At 62.3% G+C, this 23,392-nt stretch carries 20 protein-coding genes; 17 read left to right on the plus strand and 3 right to left on the minus strand.

The annotated features are described in order from the left end of the window. The first annotated feature begins 70 nt into the window (after positions 1–70). The 3 genes from ACQK2G_RS07260 (at position 71) to ACQK2G_RS07270 (ending at position 5,222) form a co-directional block, all read left to right on the plus strand. A complete protein-coding gene (locus ACQK2G_RS07260) occupies positions 71–2,587 on the plus strand; it encodes a cation:proton antiporter (protein WP_425404359.1) in 2,517 nt (838 codons plus the stop codon). Between the two features lie 161 nt (positions 2,588–2,748). Continuing rightward, on the plus strand, positions 2,749–3,579 hold the full coding sequence (locus ACQK2G_RS07265) for a substrate-binding periplasmic protein (RefSeq protein WP_425404360.1): 831 nt from the start codon (positions 2,749–2,751) through the stop codon (positions 3,577–3,579). A 296-nt stretch (positions 3,580–3,875) separates the two neighbouring features. Beyond that, positions 3,876–5,222, plus strand: a complete 1,347-nt coding sequence (locus tag ACQK2G_RS07270; RefSeq protein WP_425404361.1) for a DUF7453 family protein — start codon at positions 3,876–3,878, stop codon at positions 5,220–5,222. An 18-nt stretch (positions 5,223–5,240) separates the two neighbouring features. Here ACQK2G_RS07270 and ACQK2G_RS07275 read toward each other — a convergent pair whose 3' ends face one another. Beyond that, positions 5,241–6,896 (minus strand): GMC family oxidoreductase, encoded by a 1,656-nt coding sequence (locus tag ACQK2G_RS07275; protein WP_425404362.1) that lies wholly within the window; start codon positions 6,894–6,896, stop codon positions 5,241–5,243. Positions 6,897–7,073: 177 nt separating this feature from the next. Further along, positions 7,074–8,450 (minus strand): flavin monoamine oxidase family protein, encoded by a 1,377-nt coding sequence (locus ACQK2G_RS07280; RefSeq protein ID WP_425404363.1) that lies wholly within the window; start codon positions 8,448–8,450, stop codon positions 7,074–7,076. Between the two features lie 230 nt (positions 8,451–8,680). On the opposite strand from ACQK2G_RS07280, the gene ACQK2G_RS07285 reads away from it, so the two are divergent. Both ACQK2G_RS07285 and ACQK2G_RS07290 read left to right on the plus strand, forming a co-directional pair. Beyond that, on the plus strand, positions 8,681–10,495 hold the full coding sequence (locus tag ACQK2G_RS07285; protein ID WP_425404364.1) for an ATP-binding protein: 1,815 nt from the start codon (positions 8,681–8,683) through the stop codon (positions 10,493–10,495). 86 nt (positions 10,496–10,581) lie between these two features. Next, positions 10,582–11,214, plus strand: coding sequence for a LysE family translocator (locus ACQK2G_RS07290; protein ID WP_425404365.1), 633 nt, complete (start codon positions 10,582–10,584; stop codon positions 11,212–11,214). Between the two features lie 73 nt (positions 11,215–11,287). Here ACQK2G_RS07290 and ACQK2G_RS07295 read toward each other — a convergent pair whose 3' ends face one another. Next, positions 11,288–12,241 carry a cyclase family protein gene (locus tag ACQK2G_RS07295; RefSeq protein ID WP_425404366.1) on the minus strand — a complete coding sequence of 318 codons (954 nt, stop codon included), beginning with the start codon at positions 12,239–12,241 and terminating at the stop codon, positions 11,288–11,290. A gap of 236 nt (positions 12,242–12,477) precedes the next feature. On the opposite strand from ACQK2G_RS07295, the gene ACQK2G_RS07300 reads away from it, so the two are divergent. The 12 genes from ACQK2G_RS07300 to ACQK2G_RS07355 all read left to right on the plus strand — a co-directional run bounded on the left by ACQK2G_RS07300 (position 12,478) and on the right by ACQK2G_RS07355 (position 23,377). Then, complete coding sequence (locus ACQK2G_RS07300; RefSeq protein WP_425404367.1) at positions 12,478–12,705, plus strand: hypothetical protein; 228 nt, start codon at positions 12,478–12,480, stop codon at positions 12,703–12,705. A gap of 324 nt (positions 12,706–13,029) precedes the next feature. Beyond that, positions 13,030–14,304: an urea ABC transporter substrate-binding protein gene (gene urtA, locus ACQK2G_RS07305; RefSeq protein WP_425407625.1), complete on the plus strand. Its 1,275-nt coding sequence runs from the start codon at positions 13,030–13,032 to the stop codon at positions 14,302–14,304. A 214-nt stretch (positions 14,305–14,518) separates the two neighbouring features. Beyond that, positions 14,519–16,189: an urea ABC transporter permease subunit UrtB gene (urtB, locus tag ACQK2G_RS07310; protein ID WP_425404368.1), complete on the plus strand. Its 1,671-nt coding sequence runs from the start codon at positions 14,519–14,521 to the stop codon at positions 16,187–16,189. Positions 16,190–16,193: 4 nt separating this feature from the next. Then, positions 16,194–17,369, plus strand: coding sequence for an urea ABC transporter permease subunit UrtC (gene urtC, locus ACQK2G_RS07315; protein WP_425404369.1), 1,176 nt, complete (start codon positions 16,194–16,196; stop codon positions 17,367–17,369). Beyond that, positions 17,362–18,147 (plus strand): urea ABC transporter ATP-binding protein UrtD, encoded by a 786-nt coding sequence (gene urtD, locus ACQK2G_RS07320; protein WP_425404370.1) that lies wholly within the window; start codon positions 17,362–17,364, stop codon positions 18,145–18,147. The genes urtC and urtD overlap by 8 nt, the downstream gene beginning before the upstream one ends. Positions 18,148–18,164: 17 nt before the next feature. Continuing rightward, entirely contained in the window at positions 18,165–18,860 is a 696-nt protein-coding gene (urtE, locus tag ACQK2G_RS07325; RefSeq protein ID WP_425404371.1) for an urea ABC transporter ATP-binding subunit UrtE, read from the plus strand. Continuing rightward, positions 18,835–19,674, plus strand: coding sequence for an urease accessory protein UreD (locus ACQK2G_RS07330; protein ID WP_425404372.1), 840 nt, complete (start codon positions 18,835–18,837; stop codon positions 19,672–19,674). Before urtE ends, ACQK2G_RS07330 begins: the two co-directional genes overlap by 26 nt. Before the next feature lie 71 nt (positions 19,675–19,745). Further along, positions 19,746–20,048 carry an urease subunit gamma gene (locus ACQK2G_RS07335; RefSeq protein WP_425404373.1) on the plus strand — a complete coding sequence of 101 codons (303 nt, stop codon included), beginning with the start codon at positions 19,746–19,748 and terminating at the stop codon, positions 20,046–20,048. A gap of 16 nt (positions 20,049–20,064) precedes the next feature. Beyond that, entirely contained in the window at positions 20,065–20,370 is a 306-nt protein-coding gene (locus tag ACQK2G_RS07340) for an urease subunit beta (protein WP_425404374.1), read from the plus strand. Positions 20,371–20,388: 18 nt separating this feature from the next. Beyond that, entirely contained in the window at positions 20,389–22,101 is a 1,713-nt protein-coding gene (ureC, locus tag ACQK2G_RS07345; RefSeq protein ID WP_425404375.1) for an urease subunit alpha, read from the plus strand. Positions 22,102–22,149: 48 nt separating this feature from the next. Further along, on the plus strand, positions 22,150–22,695 hold the full coding sequence (locus ACQK2G_RS07350; RefSeq protein ID WP_425404376.1) for an urease accessory protein UreE: 546 nt from the start codon (positions 22,150–22,152) through the stop codon (positions 22,693–22,695). Next, positions 22,622–23,377, plus strand: coding sequence for an urease accessory protein UreF (locus tag ACQK2G_RS07355; RefSeq protein ID WP_425404377.1), 756 nt, complete (start codon positions 22,622–22,624; stop codon positions 23,375–23,377). The genes ACQK2G_RS07350 and ACQK2G_RS07355 overlap by 74 nt, the downstream gene beginning before the upstream one ends. The last annotated feature ends 15 nt before the right edge of the window (positions 23,378–23,392 follow it).

Genomic DNA, 23,392 nt, shown 5'->3' on the forward strand with positions numbered 1-23,392 from the left:
GCGCCGGGCAGCCCGACGCGTTTCATCCGGTACCCCGACCTGACGACCCGCAACCCCGAACGGACCGTGCATGGATATTGTTCTGATCACCACGATTATCGCGTCCTTCTTCCTGGTGATCGGGGCGGCGGAGCCCTTGGCGGCGCGTTTGAAACTGCCCTACAGCGTGATCCTCGCGGTGCTGGGCATCCTGATCGGCGCCGGTGCGGCCTTTTTTCTGCGCACGGAATTGACCGATGCGCTGAACCCTGTGGCGGAAGCCATCCTGGGCCTGCCGATCCGATCCAACGTCTTCCTGTATGTCTTCCTGCCGACCTTGCTGTTCCAGGCCACGCTGGGCATGGACCTGCGCCGGATGGTGGACGACTGGGTGCCCATCCTGGTGCTTGCGGTCGTCGCCGTCGTCGTCGCGACCCTATCGGTGGGCTTCGCCCTGGCCGCGACCAGCGTGATGCCGTTGGTCGCCTGTCTGCTGGTCGGCGCGATCGTATCGACCACGGACCCCTCGGCGGTCATCTCGATTTTCCGGTCTCTCTCCGCGCCGCGAAGGCTGGCCCGCATCATCGAAGGGGAAAGCCTGCTGAATGACGCGGCGGCTATTGCCCTGTTCGGCCTGTTCATGGGCTTCGTCATGCTGGGCATACCGGACCCGACCTTCCTGGATGCGCTGACCCGCTTTCCGCTGCTGATCCTGGGCGGGGTCGTGACCGGCTGGGCGATGGCGCGCGCGGCGATCTGGGTCATGGCGATGTTCTTCCGCTATGAGCACGCGCAGATCTCGATCTCGGTCGCGTTGCCCTATCTGGCCTATATCGTGGCGGAGCAAAGCGTCGGCGCGTCCGGCGTGATTGCCGTCGTCGTCGCCGGCCTGACCTTGAACCTCTCCGGGCCCGGCCGCCTGTCGCCGCAAAGCTGGGCCGCCCTGCGCGAGATTTGGGACATGCTGGCCCATTGGGCCGGCGCGCTGATCTTCATTCTCGCCGCGCTGTTGATACCGCGCCTGCTGGAAGAGGTCCGGCTGACGGAAATCCTGCTGGTCGGCGTCGTCGTCCTTGCCGCGTTTTTCGCCCGTGCCGTCATCCTGTACGGCGTGCTGCCGCTGTTGACCGTCATGCGCGTTTCCCCGGCGGTCGAGCGGCCCTACCGGGCGGCGATCCTGTGGGGCGGGTTGCGCGGCGCCGTCACCCTGGCCCTGGCGCTGGCCGTGACCGAAAGCTTCCGCGTGCCGGTCGAGGTGAAGCGCCTGGTCGGCATCCTGGCCACGGGCTTTACGCTGTTCACCCTGATCGTTCAGGGGACGACCCTGCGGTCGGTCGTGCGCTGGCTCGGCCTGGATCAATTGTCGCCGCTGGACGTGGCGCTCTCCAAGCAGGTCGTCGCCGTCGCGCTTCAGACCGTGCGCGAGGACATGGCCAAGACGACGGAGAATTACGAACTCTCGCGCGAGATCGTCCGCGCCGAAGCCAAACGCTTTGCCGAAAGGCTGGACGAGGCGGTCGCGGAGGCGGAGAAGAGCACGGAAATCCTGGACCGGGACCGGGTCACCCTGGGCCTGATCGCGCTGGCCGGGGCGGAACGCGACCTGATCATCGCCAGGGCGCGGGAACACAAACTGCCGTCGCGCTTGACCCAGAAACTGCTTGCCGACGCGGACCGGTTGATCGAAGGCGCGCGGGCCGGCGGGCGGCTGGGCTATCGCCGGGCGGCGCGGCGCAATATCGGCTATGGCAAGCGGTTCAGGATCGCCGTGATGCTGCACAACATGGTGGGCCTGACGGCGCCGCTGGCCCGGCTGACCGCCGACCGGTTCGAAGTGCTGCTGTCCCGCCGGTTGATCCTGCGGGACCTCACCGGCTTCATCGACGGCAGGATCCGGCGCATCCACGGGCGCCGGGTGGCGGACCTGCTGCGCGACCTTCTGGCGCGGCGGCTGGAAACCGTCGAGACGGCGCTGGAAGGATTGAAGCTGCAATATCCCGGTTATGCGGAGGAACTGGAGCATCGCTTCATTCGCCGCACCGCCCTGCGGCTTGAGGAGCGGGAATACGAGGCAATGCGCGCCGACGGGTTGATCGGGTCCGAATTGCATACCTCGCTGAGCCAGGAGATCGGCAGCCGGGCGGGTGAGGTGGAAGGCCGCCCGCGTTTGGATGTGGCGCTGCAGGGCAAGGACCTGGTGCTGCAATTCCCCTTGTTCGCGGACCTGGACGAAAAGGCGATCAAGCGGCTCTGCAAGGCGCTGTCGACACGCTATGTGAATGCGGAAGAGACGATCATCGCCAAGGATTCCACGGTGAAGAGCGTCTATTTCATCGCGTCCGGCGCGGTCGAGTTGTTCAGTGCGGGGCCGCCGATCCGGCTGGGCCGCGGCGAGATGTTCGGCCAGATGGCCCTGCTGATGCCGCGTCAGCGGCGGATCGAGGTGAAGGCGATCGCCCCCACGACCCTGTTGGTGCTGGACGAGGCGGATTTCCGGCGCCTGTTGGAAAAGAGCCCGACCATGCGGCAGGTGGTGCGCGCCAGCGCCGAAAAGCGGGGCATCGCACCCGCCCGGCTGATCCCGCTGCTGCCGCCCGATAAGGATTGAAAGGGGGCGGATATCACGACCTAGGCCGCAACCACCACATGCCCCGCCGAGGGGGGCGTTTAAGGCAGGTCCAATTATCTAAAATTTGATAACAAGGGAATATTAGGTATCATTGATTTAAAGGACTCCCTTCCGGACGACTGTTGGACAAGGAGATGTTCGTGGAGACAGTGTGCTGGGGTTGCTGTCGAATTCGGTGTGGTGACACCAACAGCCTTTCGCTGCAAGTCGTCCTTGCGCCAATCATAGCTCTGCTTCTGATCGCATTGGCCTGTTCCGCACGGGCCGAGGAAATCAAGATCACCACGGGTGAGTGGGAACCTTTTTTGTCGGAAAAATACAAGAATGGCGGCGTCATTCTGGACATTGTCAAAGAAGCGTTCAATCGCAAGGGGATCGACGTAAAGTACAAATTCCTTCCTTGGGCCCGCGCCGTCAAATTCGTTGACGACGGTACTTGGGACGCGATGGCGGTCACCGGATCGCGTCACTCCGATAAAGGCATCGAACATCTCTACAGCGATCCGGTCTATGTAGGGACGGATGTCATCTTTCACAGAAAGGAATTCCGCCTGAACTGGCGGCATTTCCCGGACCTGCACGGCTTGGCGTTCGGCACCGTTCTCTCATACGACTACAGCGATGAATTCCGCCAAGCGGTCGCCGAGGGCAGCGTACGGTCGGTTCTGGCTCCTGAGGCCCATCTGCTGTTCCCGATGCTCGCTGCCAAGCGTTTTGATGTCTTCATCATGGATAAACGCGCCGGTATGTACACTTACAACACCCAGTACCGAGATGTGCTGGGGGATGTCATCACCTATTCTCCAAGGCCGCTCTCGACGCTGGCTTATTCCATGCGGTTTTCGGGAAAGGTGCCCGGAAACAAACGGTTCTTGTCAATTTTCAATGAAAGTCTTCGGGAAATGCACGAAGACGGGACCGTCGAGAGGCTTTACGAGCAGTTCGAGAACGGCGCTTATCACGGCACTTGATCAGCCACCGTCAGTTGTCCGCCAAGACGATCTTTTCCAGCGCGAGTCCGCTGTTGCCCGAATAAAGTAGATGGACTTAGTCATGATGTCGATTATGTATTTGATAGCAGTGCTTTAGCGCGACAAGCCCGTCCGATCACGAGTGCGGGTTCGTAGATTGTCTAGGTCTGTCGAGGGAAGCGCAGAAGTCTTAATCCAAGAATTTGGGCTATTCAGGGTCCTTATCTTAAAATTATTGTTGTGTTGTAATAACTGAAAATAATAACAGCTAATGATTGTTGGGCGCATTCCCGGCGGTGGGTGCGACCTATGATTTCACCGCTATAGCGATGAAGAATGGCGCTGCGGCCGACACCGGGGGCATCTTCTCTCGTTTAGGCGGAGTAACATTGAACAACAATGGTGAAGTCGTCTTCGTCGGACAAATCCAAGGGGATGGCATCGATAGTTCCAACGATTTCGGTATCTTCAAGAGTAATGGTGCGAGCACAAGCGTCGTTGCGCGTGAAGGTGAGGCCGTCGGTGGTACCGGGACCACTCTCGCGGCATCCCCCTTTGGAGATTTTGGTGGAGCCTCATTGAACGATAACGGAGAGGTGACGTTTCTGTCGCGTTTGAATGGGGCTGGCGTGAATTCCTCCAATGATCTCGGTGTTTTCAAGGCCGACGGTAACGGATTGGAACTGGTCGCGCGTACGGGTGATAGTGCTCCAGGAACCGGGGCGGTATTCTCCGACTTTGATGGCTTGAACATTGATGGTCGTGGGGATGTAACGTATCTCGGCAAATTCGATGGCGGCGGCGTCGCCCCGGGTGCCAGCGGAATTTTCAAGAGTTCGGGTTCCGGTTCCAACGCCGTCGCCGTAGCAGGCGAGGCCACAGGCAGTGCCGGCGAAGTTTTCCTAGGTTTCAGTACGCCTTCCGCGAATGAAAGTGGCGGTGTTGCATTCAGAGGCGATCTGGCCGCGGGCGGAACCCTCTCCGATCATGGCATATTCAGGAGCAACGGCGGTGCAACAAGCGAGGTGGTGCGTAGTGGTGAAAGTGCCCCGGGTACCGGATCGGTATTCTCCGGCTTTGGCGGCACCCCGTCCCTGAACGACAACGGCGATGTCGCGTTTTCCAGCTTTCTGCAAGGAGCAGGGGTTGGGATATTGGACAATCAGGCGATATATAGGACCGATGGCGACGACCTGACATTGCTCGCTAGGACAGGTCAGCAAGCGAGTGGAACGAACCTCAATTTCTTGGATTTTGGCGCGCCGTCGCTGAACAATAATGGTGACGTCGCATTCTTCGCTTCTCTGAACGACAGCGCGTATTCACAGCCATCGGTTTCGGGCATTTTTGTCAGTGTGAACGACGAAATCGATCTCGTGCTGCGTCAGGGTGATATGTTGGATGTGGGGGGCGGAGACTTGCGCGAAGTCTCCCGGTTCTTTTTCCTCCTAAACGCGTTCAACGATCAAGGCGCCCTTGCGCTCAGTATCTTTTTCGCTGATGGCAGCAACGGATTATTTCTCGCTTCGCGTTCGACACCTTTGCTTTCGGGATTTGCGGCACCTGTTCCTTTGCCAGCGGCGCTGCCTCTTTTCATCGTTGCCTTGGGGGCATTCGGTTTCCTGAAATCGCGCAGGAAGTGATTGCCCGCCGGCCCCGTTTCAGTCCGCCACCACGATCGCTTCCGGCGCGGGTTTGCCGAGGATCAGGTCCGACGCCTTTTCCGCGATCATGATGACGCCGGCGTTCAGATTGGCGCTGACCATCATCGGCATGATCGAGGCGTCGACGACGCGCAGACCTTCCAAGCCATGGACCCGCAGGTGATCGTCGACCACCGTCGTCTTGTTCTCCGCCGGGCCCATGCGGCAGGTGCCGGCCGGGTGGAAGGTGGTGGTGCCGCGGCCTTTCACAGATTCAAGTAATTCATCATCGCTGACGACGTCCCTGCCCGGGAACAGCTCCTCCTGGAAATAGGGCGCCATCGGTTCGCTGTGCATCACGCGGCGCGCCAGTTTCATGCCGGCGAGCAGCACGCGCCGGTCGGATTCCTCCTCCAGATAATTCGGCTGGATGATCGGCTTGTCGAACGGGTCGGCGGATTTCAGCTTCACATAGCCGGAACTGTCCGGCCGTTGCTGCCAGGTGGCGATGGACATGCCGGGGAACTTGTCCAAAGTCGCCTGGCGTCCCATCGCATAGCTGGCGGGCGCGAAGGTCAGTTGCACGTCGCTGTTGGCGACCTTCGGGTCGGACCGCCAGAAGGCATAGACCTGGGTCGCGGGAACGGAGAGCACGCCGGGCTTGCCCAAAACCCATCGCGCAACCTGGGGAATGAGGCCGATCCCCTGGGCGTCCTGGTTGAAGGTGCGGACATTCTTCACCTTGGCGCTGAAGCGCGGCGCATAATGGTCGCGCAGATTCATGCCGACGGAAGGCAGGGCGTGGGCCAGCGGAATGCCCATTTCGTCAAGGTGCTTCGGATCGCCGATGCCCGACAGCAGCATCAGCTGCGGCGAGTTGATGACGCCGCCCGACAGGATGACTTCCCGGTTCGCGCCGACCTCGCGCGGGGATCCGCCGCGGCCGCCCTTGGAATAGCGCACGCCCATGACCTTCCTGCCTTCCAGGATCAGGCCGGTGGCATGGGCCTCGGTGATTACGGTCAGGTTCGGGCGCGACTTGGCGGGTTTCAGGAAGGCACGGGCGGTGGACATGCGGCGGCGCTTGTGGATGGTGCGCTGGGTATAGCTGACGCCTTCCTGATGGCGGCCGTTATAGTCGTCCGTCTTCGGAATGCCCTGCGAGACGCAGCCTTCGATGAAGGCGTCGCACAGTTCGTGTTTCCAATCCGTGTCGGTGACGACCAGCGGACCCTTGTCGCCGCGGAAGGTCTCCTCGCCCCGGAAGGCGGTACCGTCGCCGTTCAGTTTGGTTTCGGCGCGCTTGAAATAGGGCAGGACATCGGCATAGCCCCAGCCGCGATTCCCGAACTGGGCCCAGGTGTTGTAATCCTCCCGGTTGCCGCGGGTATAGACATTGCCGTTGATCGAGCTGGACCCGCCCAGCGTCTTGCCGCGGGGGACGGGGATGGCGCGGCCGCCGGTCCATTCCGACGGTTCTGTTTCGTAGCGCCAGTTCAGCGTCTTGTGATCCATCAGCTTCATGAAGCCGGTGGGGATGTGGATATAGGGGTTCCAGTCCGGCGGTCCGGCTTCCAGCAGGCAGACCGTATGCTTGCCGTCCTCGCTCAATCGGTTGGCAAGCACGCAGCCGGCGGAACCGGCGCCCACGATGACGTAATCGAACCTATCCACGCGTTTTCCTCATTCCCGGATGCAGGGCCTTCATCTTGTCGTTTGCCGCGAGGCCCCTTCGCCGGAAACGTTAGGGGAGGGGCCCGGGAATGGGAACCGGGAACAGGCCTCTTCCCGGTCAAAGCTGCTTTCAGGCCGGTGATGGAATACGGGCGCGAGGCTTCGGAAGACGGTTCGTCAGGACTCCGCCTCGATCACCGCCTCCGCGGCGCGCAGGCCCGACATATAGGCGCCATGGGTGGTGCCCGCGTAATCGAAGATCGTGTGCTCGCCGGCCAGGAACAGACAGTCCTCCACCGCCCGCGCCAGGCCGTCGTAATCCGACCGGCTGTTGCCGGGGCGGGGATAGGCATAGGCGCCCAGCGAATAGGGATCGGTCGCCCAATGGGTCGCCAGGACCTGCGTCGGCGTACCGACATCGTCGCCCCAGACCTGGCGCAGTACGTCCAATCCGTCCTCGGTCATTTCCGCATCCGTCATCTTGTCGGCGACCGGCGCATAGGCGCCGACGCTGAGGCCCAGCAGGATGTTTTCGTCCGAGAAGGTTCGGTAGTTCAGCCAGTAGTTCCAGCGGCCCTTGGGTTCGGTGACGATACCGAAATACTGGGTCTCGACATCCCAGAACGGTTCGTCGAATTTCAGGGCGAGCTTGGTGACGCTGCCGAAGCCGAGCCGGTCGATGGATTGCCGATAGCGCTGCGGCAGGGGTGGGTCGAAGGCGATCTTTTCCGCCTTCAGCACGCCGAGCGGCACGGTGCAGATACAGTAATCGGCCTCGAACGTGCCCTTGTCGGTCTCCACCGCGACGCCGTCGCCCTTTTCATAGGAGACTTCCGTGACCGTGTGGGAGAGGCGGATGTCCAGATCCACGGCCAGCGGACCCAGGATCTTGTCGTAGCCTGTGGTGACTACGACGTCCGGCGTGTCGAAGGCCTTGTCCGCGTTGAACAGAATGGCGGAGAGGTCCTCGATCGGCCCGCCCTTGGAGAACTCGGTCCAGGCGGAAAAGGCCCACATCACCCGCGGATCGTCCAGCAGGTCGCTGTCATAGGCGCGGATCGCCTTCAGCAGGGATCTGGGGTCGTTGCGTTCGAAGGTCTCGTCGATATGCTCGACGACGCTTTCCCAGCCGTCGCTCATCTCTTCGTAATCGTCTTCGCCGAATTCATCCCCATTGGCGTGGAAATAGACGGCGTTCTCGTCGTCGGTCACGACATACTCGGCCCCGACCGCGTCCGCCAATTGGCGCGAGGGATTGGCCTGTTCCGGGCCGTGGATCCAGCCGGCGCCGACCTCGAATGGCGCGCCCATCGACCAATCGGTCAGCAGCCGGCCGCCGATATGCGGCTTGCCCTCCAGCACGATGACTTCCGCCCCCTGGTTCTTCAGCGACCGGGCCGCGCCGAGACCGGCGATGCCCGCGCCGATGACGATGACCTGCGTGCCTTCCAGGGCCTGGGCCCGGGCCCGCCCGAACGGCGTCGCCGCCAGGGCGCCGGTGGCGGCGAGGAACATCAGACCGGCATCTCGCCGCGTGAAGGTGCGTGCAGTCATCTCTGATCCTTTGTCGTCAATCCATGGCCCCTGCAAAAGAGGGCGGAGAACACTTGGTCCACCATCATTACCCGGCTTTGTCCGGACGCCAAAGCATTCTCGCATCGTCCTTGGCCGGGCGCGGCGCAAAACGTCCTGAAGCTGCATTCTGTACGGATCAAAATCCGAGGATTATAATTGTCTAATCGACGGTGCCGGCCAAGGTTCGACTTCCCTGGGGAGGACGTCAGTTGCAGGACCATTTTTCAGTTTTCCTATTGCTGCTGAACAACATCTCGGTCTTCGTTGTTTTGATCGTCGGGTATTCGTTTCTGATCGATCATCTGCAGTCCCGTTCGCCGCTGGCGCGGCAGATCCTGATGGGGCTTTATTTCGGCGCGATCGTCCTGGTTGCGATGAACGTGAAGATCCCCGTGGCCGAAGGCGTGATCGTCGATCAGCGCAACGCCCTCATCGTCCTCGCCGGGGCTTTCGGCGGGCCCTTGGCCGGCGTCGTCGCCGGTGCGGTTGCCGCCGCCTACCGGGCCTATCTCGGCGGGATCGGCATGGAGGCGGGGATTTTCGGCGTCACGCTTTCCGTCTTCGTCGGCTGTGCGCTTTACATGGCGCGTTGGCGCGGCAATACGGTCCTCGCCCTGTTCCTGGGCGCCGTCTTCGCCGTCGTTTTCACCGCGCCCGGTTTCCTGCTGGTCGGGGATCTCGACTACGGGTTGGCCTTGATGCGGCGGATGCTGCTGCCCTGGGGCAGTGCCATCTTCACGGGGATCTTCGTCGGCGGGCTGCTGCTGTCGCGCGAGGATCGGCGTCTGGCGGCGGAACAGGGGCGGAAGAATTCCGAAGCCCGGTTCAGGACATTGTATGACGGCACGGTGATCCCGATCCTGGACATGGACTATACCGACCTCGTCAAACAGCTGCGCGCGCTGCGCGACGAAGGGGTGAGCGATATCGACGCCTTCCTGAAAGCGGGCGACGCGGCCACCAAGCGGCTGAACCGCCTATCCATCGTGCGCCATGCCAATGCCGCGGCGCAGGCCCTCTACGGCGCGAAATCCGTCGACGAACTGCTGGGCCGGTTCGACGGTTCCTACGGGCCGGAGAACGGGGGGCTGCCGCTGCCCCTGGCGCGCGCGATCTGGAATGGTGAGAAAAGCGTCACCTTCGAGTCGGTCCATAGAACCTTTTCCGGCGAGCAGTTGATCGTGTCGGTCTCGCTGCCCATGCCCGGTTCGATCGACGCGCCGCTGTCGCGGTTCGAGAGCCTGCCGGTCACGATCCTGGACATCACCCAGCAGAAGAAGGCGGAGGCCGCGCGCGACGAGGCCCGGCTGAGCGCGGAAAAGGCGAGCCGGGCGAAGTCCGAATTCCTGGCCTCCATGAGCCACGAATTGCGGACGCCGTTGAACGCCATCCTCGGTTTCTCCGAGGTGATCGACAACCAGCTGCTCGGTCCGGTCGGCAACGAAAAATACCGGGAATACGGCCGCGACATCCATACCAGCGGCATGTTGTTGATGGAACTGGTCAACGACATCCTGGACATCGCGGCGATCGAGGCGGGGCGCAAGACGCTCACCGTCCGCGAGGTCGATCTGGACGAGGTGGTGGACGAATGCCTTGCCATCGTCGAGCACCGGGCGGAGGAGGCCGGTGTCGCCCTGCGCAAGGAGATCGCGGATGGCGACGGCCTGGCGGTTCAGGCCGACCGGCGCGCCCTGCAGCAGGTCCTGCTGAACCTGTTGACCAATGCGGTGAAGAACACGCCGTCCGGCGGCACCGTCTCAGTGACGGCGAAAGCCGGTGCGCAGGGAACGGAGATCGTCGTCTCCGATACCGGCTGCGGCATCCCCGAGGATCGGCTGGAGGAGGTGACCAAGGCCTTCGTTCGCGGGTCGGACGACCCGATGGTTTCGCAGGACGGTTGGGGGCTGGGCCTGTCGATCGCGAAATCCCTGGTCGAACTCCATGAAGGCGACTTCCGGATCGACAGTACGGTCGGGGACGGAACCGCCGTCCATATCACCCTGCCGCGACAGGCGGATTGATCCCGTATTCCCGCGTGCGGCCTTGCCGGGCGGTCGTCCGGCGGATACCAGAGAGATTGAAGGGAACCGCTGAAGGAGCCAAGGGTATGGCGTTTCTGGATCAACTCCTCATCGTCTACGGCACCTATATCGTCGCGACGGCCAGTCCCGGGCCGAGCAATCTGGCGATCATGGGGGCAGCGATGGCGCAGGGGCGGGCCGCCGGTCTGACACTGGCGGCCGGTGTCGTCTGCGGCAGCATGTTCTGGGCGGTCCTGGCGGCGACCGGCATTTCCGCTGTGCTCGCGCAATTCGCGGAGGCGCTGTTCCTGATCAAGATCGCGGGCGGTCTCTATCTGCTCTTTCTGGCCTGGAAATCCGGCCGATCGGCGCTGCGGCGCGACCCGATCTCAGCCGACCGACCGGGCGGCGCGGGGCGACCGGCCTATCGCGCCCTTTACCGGCGCGGCCTTCTTATGCATCTCGCCAATCCCAAGGCCGTGCTGGCCTGGATCGCGATCATGTCGCTGGGGCTTCAGCCCGGCGCGCCGGCCGGTCTGCTGCAGGCGATCGTCGGGGGATGTGCGGTGCTGGGCGTGCTGGTTTTCGGCGGATACGCCATCCTCTTCTCAACCGATGTGATGGTCGCCGCCTATGCCAGGGCGCGGCGCTGGATCGAAGGAGCGCTGGCGCTGCTGTTCGGTTACGCCGGGTTCCGGCTGCTGACCGCGCGGATCTGAGCCGACCCATTCGGAAACGAAAACGGCCCGGCGAGATGTCCCGCCGGGCCGCTTGCGTCTATGTATCCCGTGATCAGTACATCGCCACCGGATTGATGATCATCTGCACCGTGCCGCGGATCCGGGCCTGGCCGAGGACGAACATGAACTCGTTCACCCCTTCGCGCAGGACCGGGCCGGTATTCATGGTCTCCAGCAGGTAGATGCCCTTTTCCTGCAAGGCGAGGACGTGGCCGTAGAAAACGCCGTCGCCCTTGGGCGCCGGGACCGGCTCGATCCCCCAGGTATCGGCGCCGATCGCCATCAGGTTCTGCGAGGTCAGCCAGCGCATGCCGTCGTTGTTGACGCCGGGTTCGCCCGAGACCCAGGCCTTCGGGTCGCTGTCCAGCTTGTTCTCGGTCCAACCGGTGTGGAAAAGCACGATGTCGCCTTCCTTGATGGTCACGCCCTGTGCCTTCGCCGCTGCCTGGATTTCGGCGGACCCGAAATTGTCTCCGGCGTCCAGGAAGGGTTTGCCCGCATGCTTGGCCATGTCGATGATGACGGCCCGTCCGACCAGCGGTGGAATGTTGTGCACGCCGAGTTTTTTCAATCCGGTGATGCCGGCGAAGTCTTCTTCCTTGTTGCAATTGTAGTAAAGGCCGGCTTCGCCGAGATGACCGAGCCCGTCGATCTGCGAGCCGATGCCGACCCAGGTCTGGATGATGTCGTCGTTGTAAACCGCCGGATAGCCGAAGGGCAGGCGCTGGCCGCCCTGCTGGTTCGGTTGCACGACCTGCAGGCTCAGGCTGCGCGGCGGAAAGGCCGGCGTCTTGCTGTCGATCACAATGCCCAGCGGCAGGGATTTGCCCTGCTTCACCAGTTTCAGCGCTTCCATGGTGCGTTCCGGCGTCACCAGATTGGCCGAACCGATCTCGTCGTCCGGTCCCCATTGCGACGGCACGCATTCCGTCGCCGCCATCGCCGAACCAGCTCCGAGGGCCATCAGGCCACTCAACACACCTGCAAAGCCATACTTCTTGATCATAGAAACCTCCCAAAGAAACTGTTTGTTTGTTTGCGGTATCAAGCTGCCTTAACCCGAATGGCTTGCCTAGGGAAACTTCCGTCAGAAATGAGAAAAAAGCCCAGAAAACTGCGATTTTTTGTTATGTGATAACGTACCTTGGTACCTGCCGCATGATCTTGGAATCGTGTATCCTGATTAAATCGACGGCTGCCGGAAAAATGAGACGGCCGCGATAAAGCGGGAAGGAAAACGCGATGTATGTCCTCGTACTGGTCGCGTGCATGAATTTCGGCGGTGAAACCCACTGTCAGAACTTCGAACGCGACCATACCTTCGTCTCCGAAAACCGATGCCGAATGGCGGCTGCCATCGAACGCGGCCAGTATTCCGAACGCAGTCAGCGTCGGAAGGACTGGTTGAACTACGATTGGCAATGCAAGCCGACCCAGGTGACGTTGCTGGAGGAAAAGGAGGCCGAATAAGGGCCTGGCCGAATGCCCTCCGGCTGATGCCAGGAAGGGGGCCGGCCGTTGTTACGCCCTGCGCGCGGTGCAGCCGCCGGGCACGGTTTTTTGCGGTAAATGGATGCTTAAAAAATAAACAGCGACTAAGAATTAAGCAGATTGCGCTGCGGCGATTTCTGAGCCGCGCTACGAACGGTTCCGGTTGAAGCGATAAAAATTTAATAAAAACAACACACTAAATCTTCTCTTTCGATTGAAATCCGGATGGCACTCTTATTGCTCTGCAGCAAGGGTCTACTATCCGTATCGGGAGAGATCAGGATGAAAATCAAAGTAAATAAAATGTTGGGGGCGGCCTCCGTGCTGGCGGTGGGGCTTGCTGCAGGGGCGGCCCAGGCAGCGGACACGATCAAGGTCGGCGTGCTGCATTCCTTGTCGGGCACGATGGCCATTTCCGAGACGACGCTGAAGGACACGGTCCTGATGCTGGTCGAGGAACAGAATGCAAAGGGCGGCCTTCTCGGCAAGAATCTGGAAGCCGTCGTCGTCGATCCGGCCTCGAACTGGCCGCTATTCGCCGAAAAGGCGCGCGAACTGCTGGAAGTTCACAAGGTCGACGTGATTTTCGGGAACTGGACCTCGGTCAGCCGCAAGTCGGTCCTGCCGGTGGTCGAAGAGTTGAACGGCATGCTGTTCTACCCGGTTCAGTATGAAGGCGAGGAAAGCTCCAAGAACGTCTTCTACACCGGCGCCGCGCCGAACCAGCAGGCGATCCCCGCGGTCGACTATCTGATGAGCGAGGCGGGCGGTTCCGTGAAGCGTTTCGTGCTGGCGGGCACCGACTATGTCTATCCGCGCACGACCAACAAGATCCTTGAGCAATACCTGATCGATAAGGGTATTCCGAAGGAAGACATCATGATCAACTACACGCCGTTCGGTCATTCCGATTGGCAGACGATCGTGAGCGACATCAAGTCCTTCGGTTCGGCCGGCAAGAAGACCGCCGTTGTTTCCACGGTCAACGGCGACGCCAACGTTCCCTTCTACAAGGAATTGGGCAACCAGGGCATCACCGCGGAAGACATTCCGGTCATCGCCTTCTCCGTCGGTGAAGAAGAGCTGAGCGGTATCGATACCGGCCCGCTGGTCGGCCATCTCGCCGCCTGGAACTATTTCATGAGCGCCGAGTCCGAAGCCAATGACGAGTTCATCGGCAAGTGGCACAGCTTCATCAAGTCGGAAGACCGCGTCACGAACGACCCGATGGAAGCCCATTATATCGGCTTCAACATGTGGGTTAAGGCGGTCGAATCCGTCGGTACGACCGATGTCGATACGGTTCGTCAGGCGATGTACGGCATCACCTATCCGAACCTGACCGGTGGCATGGCGGTGATGAACACCAACCATCACCTGACCAAGCCGGTGCTGATCGGTGAAATCCAGGATGACGGTCAGTTCGAAATCGTCTGGTCCACGCCGAAGGGTGTGATCGGCGATGCCTGGACCGACTATCTGCCGGAATCCAAGAACATCGTGGCTGATTGGACCGCGCCGATCATGTGCGGAAACTTCAACATCACCACGGGTAAGTGCTCGGGCCAGAACTACTAAGGTCCGATTTGTTCAGGTCGGCGGGCGGGACGGTTTCGGCCGATCCCGCCCGAACCGGCCGCTCCTTCCCGCGGGTCGCGTTCAGCGTCTGCGTGACGGGGGTACGGGGCGGCGCCCGCGCGAGGTTTTGGGGGCGTGGGCTGCCCGCCGGGGTTTTACGACGGAGACGCGCCGGTGAAACCGGTTTCAGCGCACCGTCTATCTGGATGGATCCATGTTTCTTGTGGCTCTGACTTCTTTCATGTGCTCAGGCATGCGCAGAGTATCGGTGGCGCTGCTGACCGCGATGCTGCTGACGGTCGGCGTGGCCGGTCCGGCAAGCGCGCAGGATGCCGAAGCGGCCCTGAAAGGCGCGCTGCCGAAGTTGACCGAACGGTCCTTCGACATCAAAGGGCAGGCCATTCAGGAAATCGCCGCCTCCGGTGATGAACGGGCACTCGACCTGCTGATCGCCATTCAGGAAGGCAATCTGTATTACCGCAAGGACGACGATCTGATCGTCTACAAGCAGGACGCGGACAAGGGTTACAACATCACGGATGCGCTGACCGGCGAAGATCTGGGCAATGTCGGCAAGCGCGACGTCAAGAAAATCAGCATCAACAATCAGCTTCGCTCGATCCTGAAAGGCGCGATCGGGTCGCTGGAACTGATGTCGCCGAACGCGGATCAGCGCGTGGCGGCGGCGCGTGCCATTCTGTCGAACCCGACAGAGGATGCCATGCCGCTGCTGGTTCAGGCGTTGCAGTCGGAACAAGATGCCGGCGTCCGCGACATGCTGGAATTGGCGCAGGCATCCTTGCAGGCTTCCGTCGGAACGGTCGACGATCGCCTGGCCGCGGTCGAAGTCATGGCAGGGTCGATGAACCCGGATGTCTGGGCGATCCTGGGGCGCCTCGCCGCCAAGCAGGACGGTTCCGGCAGCGAGGACGACACCGCCGTCGGCAAGGCCGCGCAACAGGCGCTGAACGAGATCGAGGGCCAGAAACAGGTCTTCGCCTTGCTCGAGACAATCTATTTCGGTTTGAGCCTGGGCGCGGTGCTGCTGCTTGCCGCGGTGGGCCTGGCCATCACCTTCGGGGTGATGGGCGTCATCAATATGGCGCATGGCGAAATGCTGATGATCGGCGCCTATGTGACCTTCGTGGTCCAGCAGTTGATGCCGAACCATATCGACTATTCACTCTTCGTGGCGATCCCGGCGGCCTTCGTGGTCACCGGTCTGATCGGCATCGCGCTGGAGCGTTCCGTGATCCGCGTCCTGTATGGCCGTCCGCTGGAAACGCTGCTGGCCACTTTCGGGATCAGCCTGTTCCTGCAACAGGCCGTGCGATCGATCTTCTCGCCGCTGAACCAGCCGGTCACCACGCCGGATTGGATGAGCGGCTTCTATGAGGTGAACGGCGCGCTGTCGCTGACCTATAACCGCCTCTACATCATTTTGTTCTGCCTCATCGTCTTCGCTGCCCTGCTGCTGCTGTTGCGGAAAACGCCGCTCGGACTGCAGATGCGGGCGGTGACGCAGAACCGCGCGATGGCCTCTTCCATGGGCATCCGTACCGGCTGGGTCGATGCCATGACCTTCGGCCTGGGATCGGGGGTTGCCGGGATCGGCGGCGTCGCGTTGAGCCAGTTGACCAATGTCGGGCCTAACCTCGGTCAGGCTTATATTATCGACAGTTTCATGGTCGTTGTCTTCGGCGGCGTCGGAAATCTGTGGGGCACCTTTGTTGGGGCGATGTCGCTGGGCGTGGCGAATAAGTTCCTGGAGCCCTTCACCGGCGCCGTCGTCGCAAAAATCATCGTCCTGGTCCTGATCATCCTATTCATTCAACGGCGGCCGCGCGGATTGTTCGCGCTCAAAGGCCGCAGCGTGGAGGGCTGAGACGATGGCGGATGCGCAATCCACGCCGAAATACCGGTCCTGGGTCCTGTCTTCCTTATCCGATCGGACATCGGTTTCGGTCCTTGGGGCGATCGGCATCGTGGCCGTCGCCTGCGTGCTGCTGAACCAGTTGCCGGAGAGCAGCGCGTTTCATGTGCCGACCTATATGATCAGCCTGTTCGGCAAGTATCTGTGTTATGCGGTGCTGGCCCTGTCGGTCGATCTGGTCTGGGGGTATTGCGGCATTCTCAGCCTGGGCCATGGAGCCTTCTTCGCGCTCGGCGGTTATGCCATGGGCATGTATCTGATGCGGCAGATCGGCGACCGGGGCGTCTATGGTCACCCGATCCTGCCGGACTTCATGGTCTTCCTGAACTGGGAGGAACTGCCCTGGTACTGGATGGGCTTCGACATCTTCCCCTTCGCGATGCTGATGGTGGTGCTCGCGCCGGGCATCCTGGCCTTTGTCTTCGGCTGGTTCGCCTTCCGGTCGCGGGTCACCGGGGTCTATCTGTCGATCATCACCCAGGCCATGACCTATGCGCTGATGCTGGCCTTCTTCCAGAACGACATGGGTTTCGGCGGCAATAACGGGCTGACCGACTTCAAGGACCTTCTGGGTTTCGATCTGCGGTCCGACGGGGTGAGGAACTGGCTGTTCCTGTCCTCAGCCGCCGTCCTCGCCATCGGCTATGTGTTGTGCCGGCTGGTGACCACGTCACGGATGGGCAAGGTTCTGGTTGCGATCCGCGACGCGGAAAGCCGGGCGCGCTTCCTGGGTTATCGGGTCGAGTATTACAAACTGTTCGTCTTCACCATGTCGGCGATGCTGGCGGGGGTTGCGGGGGCGCTTTATGTGCCGCAGGTCGGTATCATCAATCCGGGCGAGTTCGCGCCGCTGATTTCCATCGAGATCGTCATCTGGGTGGCGCTCGGCGGGCGCGGTTTCCTGTATGGCGCGATCGTCGGTGCATTGGTGGTCAATATCGCGAAGAGCTATTTCACCGTCGCCTTTCCGGAAATCTGGCTGTTCTTCCTGGGCGGCCTGTTCGTGCTGGTGACGCTGTTCATGCCGCGCGGCATCGTCGGCCTGATCGGCGATATGGTGCGCGCCGGGCTGGGCTCGATGAAGGGTAACACGGGCCGCCGGGCCGAAGCGATGGGGGGCGGCGATGACTAACAACCGGGGTGTCACGCCACATGAGGCGCCAAAGGTCGCGGACGGCTCGATGCTGTATCTGGACGGCGTGACGGTCAGTTTCGACGGGTTCAAGGCGCTGAACGCGCTTTCAATGATCATCAAGCCGGGTGAAATGCGGGCCATCATCGGCCCGAACGGCGCGGGCAAGACGACGATGATGGACGTCATCACCGGCAAGACCCGGCCCGACGAAGGGGATGTATTGTTCGACGGGGGCGTGGACCTGACCAAACATGACGAGGCGGCCATCGCCTCCATGGGGATCGGCCGGAAATTCCAGAAGCCGACCGTCTTCGAGAGCCATACGGTCTATGACAACCTGATCCTGGCCCTGAAGCAGAACCGTACCGCACGGGCGACCTTGTTCGCGATGACGGGAAAGGCGGACGAGGACCGGATCGAGGAATTGCTGGACCTGACCCGGCTGACCGCGCAGCGCGACCTGTTGGCCGCAAACCTGTCGCACGGCCAGAAACAGTGGCTGGAAATCGGCATGCTGCTGGCGCAGGACCCGCGCCTGCTGCTGGTCGACGAACCGGCCGCCGGCATGACCGATGCGGAAACGGCGGAGACGGCGGTACTGCTAAAGGAAATCGCCAAGTCGCATTCCGTCGTCGTCGTGGAACACGACATGGATTTCGTGCGCGACCTGGATGTGCGCGTCACCGTGCTGCATGAAGGCAGCGTGCTGGCCGAAGGGACATTGGACCAGGTCAGTTCGAACGAACGTGTCATCGAAGTCTATCTGGGGCGCTGAGGACAGGGACGGGTATCATGCTGGCGGTTGAGAATGTGGATCTGTTCTATGGCGCGGCCCAGGCGCTGAAATCGGTTTCCGTCGCGGCGGAACAGGGCAAGGTGACCTGCGTGCTGGGGCGCAACGGGGTCGGCAAGACCAGCCTGCTGAAGGCGATTGCCGGACAGCAGGCTGTCAGCGGCGGCAGCATTACCCTGGCGGGCGAGAACATCCTGTCGATGCGTCCCTATGACCGGGCGCGCAAGGGCATCGCCTATGTCCCGCAGGGGCGCGAAATCTTCCCGCTGCTGACGGTGCGGGAGAATCTGGAAACCGGCTATGCCTGTCTGGATCGAAAGACCCGGTTCGTGCCCGACGAGGTTTTCGAGCTGTTTCCCGTGTTGAAGGACATGCTGCGCCGGCGTGGCGGCGACCTGTCCGGCGGGCAGCAGCAGCAATTGGCGATCGGCCGGGCCCTGGTGATGCGGCCCAAACTGCTGATCCTGGACGAACCGACGGAAGGGATTCAGCCCTCGATCATCAAGGATATCGGGCGCGCCATCTCCTTCCTGCGGGATCGCGGGGATATGGCCATCGTGCTGGTCGAACAGTATTTTGACTTCGCCAAGGAGTTGGCGGACAGTTTCGCCGTCCTGGACAGAGGCGAAGTCGTCGCCTCCGGCGGACGGGAAGAGTTGGCGAATAGCGATGTACGACGGCACCTTACCGTCTGATCAGGTAAAGAGATTTCAGCGCGTCAGCGCTTCCGCGGCCGTTACGATCCACCGCAAGGACGGCGCGGTCCGGCTGGGCCGCCTGTATCAGGCGGGCGCCGCCAAGATTCGCCTGCCCAAATCCTATGCATCGCACCGCGTCGACGTCACCCTGATCAATACCGCCGGCGGGTTGACCGGGGGCGATGTCTTCGAGGTCGCCGTCAGCGTCGATGACGGGGCCGCCGCCTGCGTCACCACCCAGGCCTGCGAAAAGATCTATCGCAGCCTGGAAGGCGACGCGGCGGTCACGAACAGGCTTTCGGTCGGCGCCGGCGCGCGCCTTGCCTGGATGCCGCAGGAAACGATTTTCTACGACCGTGCCGCCCTGTTTCGGAAACTGGAAGCGGCGGTTCATCCGGACGGTTCGCTGTTCGCGCTGGAACCGATGGTCTTCGGCCGCGCGGCGATGGGGGAGACGGTGAAGCACGGCGCCCTCCGCGATGCCTGGACCGTCCGACGCGGCGATGCCCTGGCCTATGCGGAACGGTCGAGCCTGACCGGAGAGATCGTCGGCGCGCTGGCCCGGCCCGGCATCATGCGGGCGGCGACGGCCTATGCGTCCGGCGTTTACATCGGACCGGAAATGGAACGGGTTCGCGACGCGATCCGCGCGGTGAAGGAACCGGAGGGCGTCACTGCCGGGGCGAGCATCATGGGCAAAGCGGTCACCATCCGCTGTGTGGCGTCGGACGGCATGGCGCTCAGGCGCTGGATCGCCAAAGCCTATCGCGCCGCCTGGGGCGAGGAACTGCCCCGGGTTTGGGGATGTTAGGCCCGTGGGGATGTCAGGCCTTTTGGGATGTTGAAGATGATTAGGGAAAAACGGGAAGCGGGAGAGAATGCATGAACCTGACCCCGAGGGAGAAGGACAAGCTGCTGATATCCATGGCCGCCATGGTGGCGCGCCGGCGGCTTGAACGCGGCGTGAAGCTGAACCATCCAGAGGCGATTGCGCTGATCACGGATTTCGTGGTCGAAGGCGCGCGGGACGGGCGGTCCGTCGCCGACCTGATGGAGGCGGGCGCGCATGTCATCACCCGCGATCAGGTGATGGAGGGCGTGGCGGAGATGATCCACGACGTCCAGGTCGAGGCGACCTTCCCGGACGGCACCAAACTGGTGACCGTCCATGAACCGATCCGTTGATAAGGGAGGCGCGACAATGATTCCAGGCGAACTCTTTCCCAAGGACGGGGAAATCGAACTGAACGCGGGCGCCGAGGCGGTGACGCTTTCGGTTTCCAATACCGGCGACCGGCCGGTGCAGGTCGGGTCCCACTATCATTTCTATGAAACGAATACCGGGCTGGATTTCGACCGGGAAAAGGCGCGGGGCATGCGCCTCGACATCGCCGCCGGGACCGCCGTGCGGTTCGAACCGGGCCAGACGCGTGAAGTGACGCTGGTGCCGTTCGCCGGCGCGCGGCGGGTCTTCGGCTTCAATCAGAAAATCATGGGCGATCTCTAAGCCAGGGGAGGGATTAACATGCCGGCAAAAATCAGTCGTGCCGCCTATGCGGACATGTACGGCCCCACCGTGGGGGACAAGCTGCGCCTTGCGGATACGGATTTGATCATCGAGGTGGAGAAGGACTTCACCACCTATGGCGAGGAAGTGAAATTCGGCGGCGGCAAGGTGATCCGCGACGGCATGGGCCAGGCCCAAACCACGCGTGCCGAAGGGGCGGTGGATACCGTCATCACCAATGCGCTGATCATCGACCATTGGGGCATCGTGAAGGCCGATGTGGGCCTGAAGGACGGCCGCATTGTCGGGATCGGCAAGGCCGGGAATCCGGACGTTCAACCGAATGTCGATATCATCGTCGGCCCCTCGACGGAAGCGATCGCGGGGGAGGGCAAGATACTCACCGCCGGTGGTTTCGACTGTCACATCCACATGATCTGCCCGCAGCAGATCGACGATGCGCTGATGTCGGGCGTCACCACCATGCTGGGCGGCGGCACTGGCCCGGCGACCGGCACGAACGCCACGACCTGCACGCCGGGCCCCTGGCATATCGGCCGGATGCTGCAGGCGGCCGACAGTTTCCCGGTGAACCTGGCTTTTTCCGGCAAGGGCAATGCCAGCCAGCCGGCGGGCCTAGTGGAACAGATCCTGGGCGGGGCCTGCGCCCTGAAACTGCATGAGGATTGGGGCACCACGCCGGGCGCCATCGATTGCTGCCTGTCGGTCGCGGACGATTACGACATTCAGGTGATGATCCACACCGATACCCTGAACGAAAGCGGCTTCGTCGAAAACACGGTCGCGTCCTTCAAGGGGCGGACCATCCACGCCTTCCATACCGAAGGGGCGGGCGGCGGCCATGCGCCGGACATCATCAAGGTCTGCGGCGAGCAGAACGTCATCCCCAGTTCCACCAACCCGACGCGGCCCTATACGGTGAACACGCTGGAAGAGCATCTGGACATGCTGATGGTTTGCCACCACCTGGACCCGAGCATTCCCGAGGACGTCGCCTTCGCTGAAAGCCGGATCCGCAAGGAGACGATCGCGGCGGAGGACATCCTGCACGACATGGGGGCGTTCTCGATCATCGCGTCGGACAGTCAGGCCATGGGCCGGGTGGGCGAGGTGCTGATCCGCACCTGGCAGACCGCTGACAAGATGAAGAAGCAGCGCGGCGCGCTGAAGGAAGAGACCGGGGACAACGACAATTTCCGGGTCAAGCGCTACATCTCGAAATACACCATCAATCCGGCCATCGCGCATGGCATGTCGAAGGAGATCGGCTCGATCGAGGTCGGCAAGCGCGCGGACCTGGTCTTGTGGTCGCCGGGCTTTTTTGGTGTAAAGCCGGACCTGGTGCTGGTCGGCGGGATGATCGCCGCCGCGCCGATGGGGGATCCGAACGCCTCCATCCCGACGCCGCAGCCGGTGCATTACCGGCCGATGTTCGGCGCCTACGGTTCCGCCATGCAGGCGGTCGGCGCCACTTTCGTCTCCCAGGCCGCGCTGGATGCGGGGCTGGGCGCGGCGCTCGGCATCAAGAAATCGCTGCTCGCGGTGGAAAACACGCGCGGCGGCATATCCAAGGCCTCCATGGTGTTGAACGATGCGACACCGACGGTGGAGGTCGATCCCGAGACCTATGAAGTCCATGCAGATGGCGAATTGCTGACATGCGAACCTGCGGATGTTCTTCCGATGGCGCAGCGCTATTTTCTGTTCTGATGGACCGGCCTTACGCTGGGTCGATGTTGGGAAAACCAAGGAGTATTCATGATTAGAGCGGTTACGGTACTGGAACGGGGCACATGGGACGGCGAGGTCGTTGACACGGTGGTGCTGGATTACGATGCGCGCCACCGCCGGCGCATCGCCATGCAGGGCGTGCACGGGCTCGGCTTCCTGCTCGATCTGCCCCGTCCGGTGGCGATTTCCTCCGGTGACGCGCTGCGGCTGGAGGACGGCCGCCTCGTCGCGGTCCAGGCGGCGGAAGAGAAGCTGCTGGAAGTGACCTGCGACAACCGGCACGACCTGATGCGGGTGGCCTGGCATCTGGGCAACCGGCATCTGCCGACCGAAATCCACGAAAGCGCCGTCTTCATCCGTTACGACCATGTGATCGAGGAGATGCTGAAGGGCCTCGGCGCCTGGACGACGGTGGTGACGCGGCCGTTTCAGCCGGAAGGCGGGGCCTATGGCCAGGGAACCGTGATGGGACACAGTCACGGCCCGCACGACCATGGCCATGATCACGCGCACAGCCACGATCACGGGCATGCGCACGGGCATACACACGGGCATCACCACGGCCATGCCTGACGCGTCTTCCCTGCTGCGGCTGATGACCTGGATGTCGCCGTCCTTCCCGGTCGGCGCCTTCACCTATTCCCACGGGCTGGAATGGGCGGTCGAGCAGGGCGAGGTGAGGGACGCGGAAAGTCTGCGCCTGTGGCTGCTGGATGTGCTGCATCACGGGGCAGGCCGCAGCGACGCGGTGCTGATGGCGGAGGCTTGGCGGCGGGTGAGTGATGCTGACCCCGAAGCCGAACTGGCCGACCTCGTCGATCTGGCCCTGGCCCTGAACCCCAGCGAGGAACGCCTGCTGGAATCCGAAAGCCAGGGAAAGGCCTTCGTGAAGGCGGCGCTGGCCGGCTGGCCGGTCTTCGAGGGCAGCGGCGCGGATTTGGCCGCGGATGTGAAACGTGCGCCCTATCCGGTCGCGGTCGGCGCGGTGGCGGGCCTGACCGGGATCGCGCTGGAACAGGCTCTGGCGGCCTTCCTGCACGGCGTCGTCGCCAATCTGATCTCCGCCGGGGTGCGGCTGGTGCCGCTGGGGCAGAGCGACGGCATCCGCGTGCTGGCGGCGCTGGAGGCCGAGGTGATCGCGCGGGCCGAATGGGCCGCGAAAGCAGGGTTTGAGGAATTGGGCGGTTTCGCGCCGCTGATCGACATCGCGTCGATGAAACATGAAACACAGTATACGAGGTTGTTCAGATCATGACTGCAGTCGCGGAAG

Source organism: Hwanghaeella sp. (assembly GCF_965227365.1).
GTDB lineage: Bacteria > Pseudomonadota > Alphaproteobacteria > UBA8366 > Aestuariispiraceae > Hwanghaeella.

What these genes read in the sequence shown, in the direction of transcription:
- ACQK2G_RS07300 (WP_425404367.1), top strand. Translation starts at nt 12,478, where the DNA reads ATGTATGTCCTCGTACTGGTCGCGTGCATGAATTTCGGCGGTGAAACC.
- ACQK2G_RS07350 (WP_425404376.1), top strand. Translation starts at nt 22,150, where the DNA reads ATGATTAGAGCGGTTACGGTACTGGAACGGGGCACATGGGACGGCGAG.
- ACQK2G_RS07295 (WP_425404366.1), bottom strand. Translation starts at nt 12,241, where the DNA reads ATGATCAAGAAGTATGGCTTTGCAGGTGTGTTGAGTGGCCTGATGGCC.
- ACQK2G_RS07340 (WP_425404374.1), top strand. Translation starts at nt 20,065, where the DNA reads ATGATTCCAGGCGAACTCTTTCCCAAGGACGGGGAAATCGAACTGAAC.
- ACQK2G_RS07260 (WP_425404359.1), top strand. Translation starts at nt 71, where the DNA reads ATGGATATTGTTCTGATCACCACGATTATCGCGTCCTTCTTCCTGGTG.
- urtA (WP_425407625.1), top strand. Translation starts at nt 13,030, where the DNA reads ATGTTGGGGGCGGCCTCCGTGCTGGCGGTGGGGCTTGCTGCAGGGGCG.
- urtD (WP_425404370.1), top strand. Translation starts at nt 17,362, where the DNA reads ATGACTAACAACCGGGGTGTCACGCCACATGAGGCGCCAAAGGTCGCG.
- urtC (WP_425404369.1), top strand. Translation starts at nt 16,194, where the DNA reads ATGGCGGATGCGCAATCCACGCCGAAATACCGGTCCTGGGTCCTGTCT.
- urtE (WP_425404371.1), top strand. Translation starts at nt 18,165, where the DNA reads ATGCTGGCGGTTGAGAATGTGGATCTGTTCTATGGCGCGGCCCAGGCG.
- ACQK2G_RS07290 (WP_425404365.1), top strand. Translation starts at nt 10,582, where the DNA reads ATGGCGTTTCTGGATCAACTCCTCATCGTCTACGGCACCTATATCGTC.
- urtB (WP_425404368.1), top strand. Translation starts at nt 14,519, where the DNA reads ATGTTTCTTGTGGCTCTGACTTCTTTCATGTGCTCAGGCATGCGCAGA.
- ACQK2G_RS07330 (WP_425404372.1), top strand. Translation starts at nt 18,835, where the DNA reads ATGTACGACGGCACCTTACCGTCTGATCAGGTAAAGAGATTTCAGCGC.
- ACQK2G_RS07335 (WP_425404373.1), top strand. Translation starts at nt 19,746, where the DNA reads ATGAACCTGACCCCGAGGGAGAAGGACAAGCTGCTGATATCCATGGCC.
- ACQK2G_RS07355 (WP_425404377.1), top strand. Translation starts at nt 22,622, where the DNA reads ATGATCACGCGCACAGCCACGATCACGGGCATGCGCACGGGCATACAC.
- ureC (WP_425404375.1), top strand. Translation starts at nt 20,389, where the DNA reads ATGCCGGCAAAAATCAGTCGTGCCGCCTATGCGGACATGTACGGCCCC.
- ACQK2G_RS07280 (WP_425404363.1), bottom strand. Translation starts at nt 8,450, where the DNA reads ATGACTGCACGCACCTTCACGCGGCGAGATGCCGGTCTGATGTTCCTC.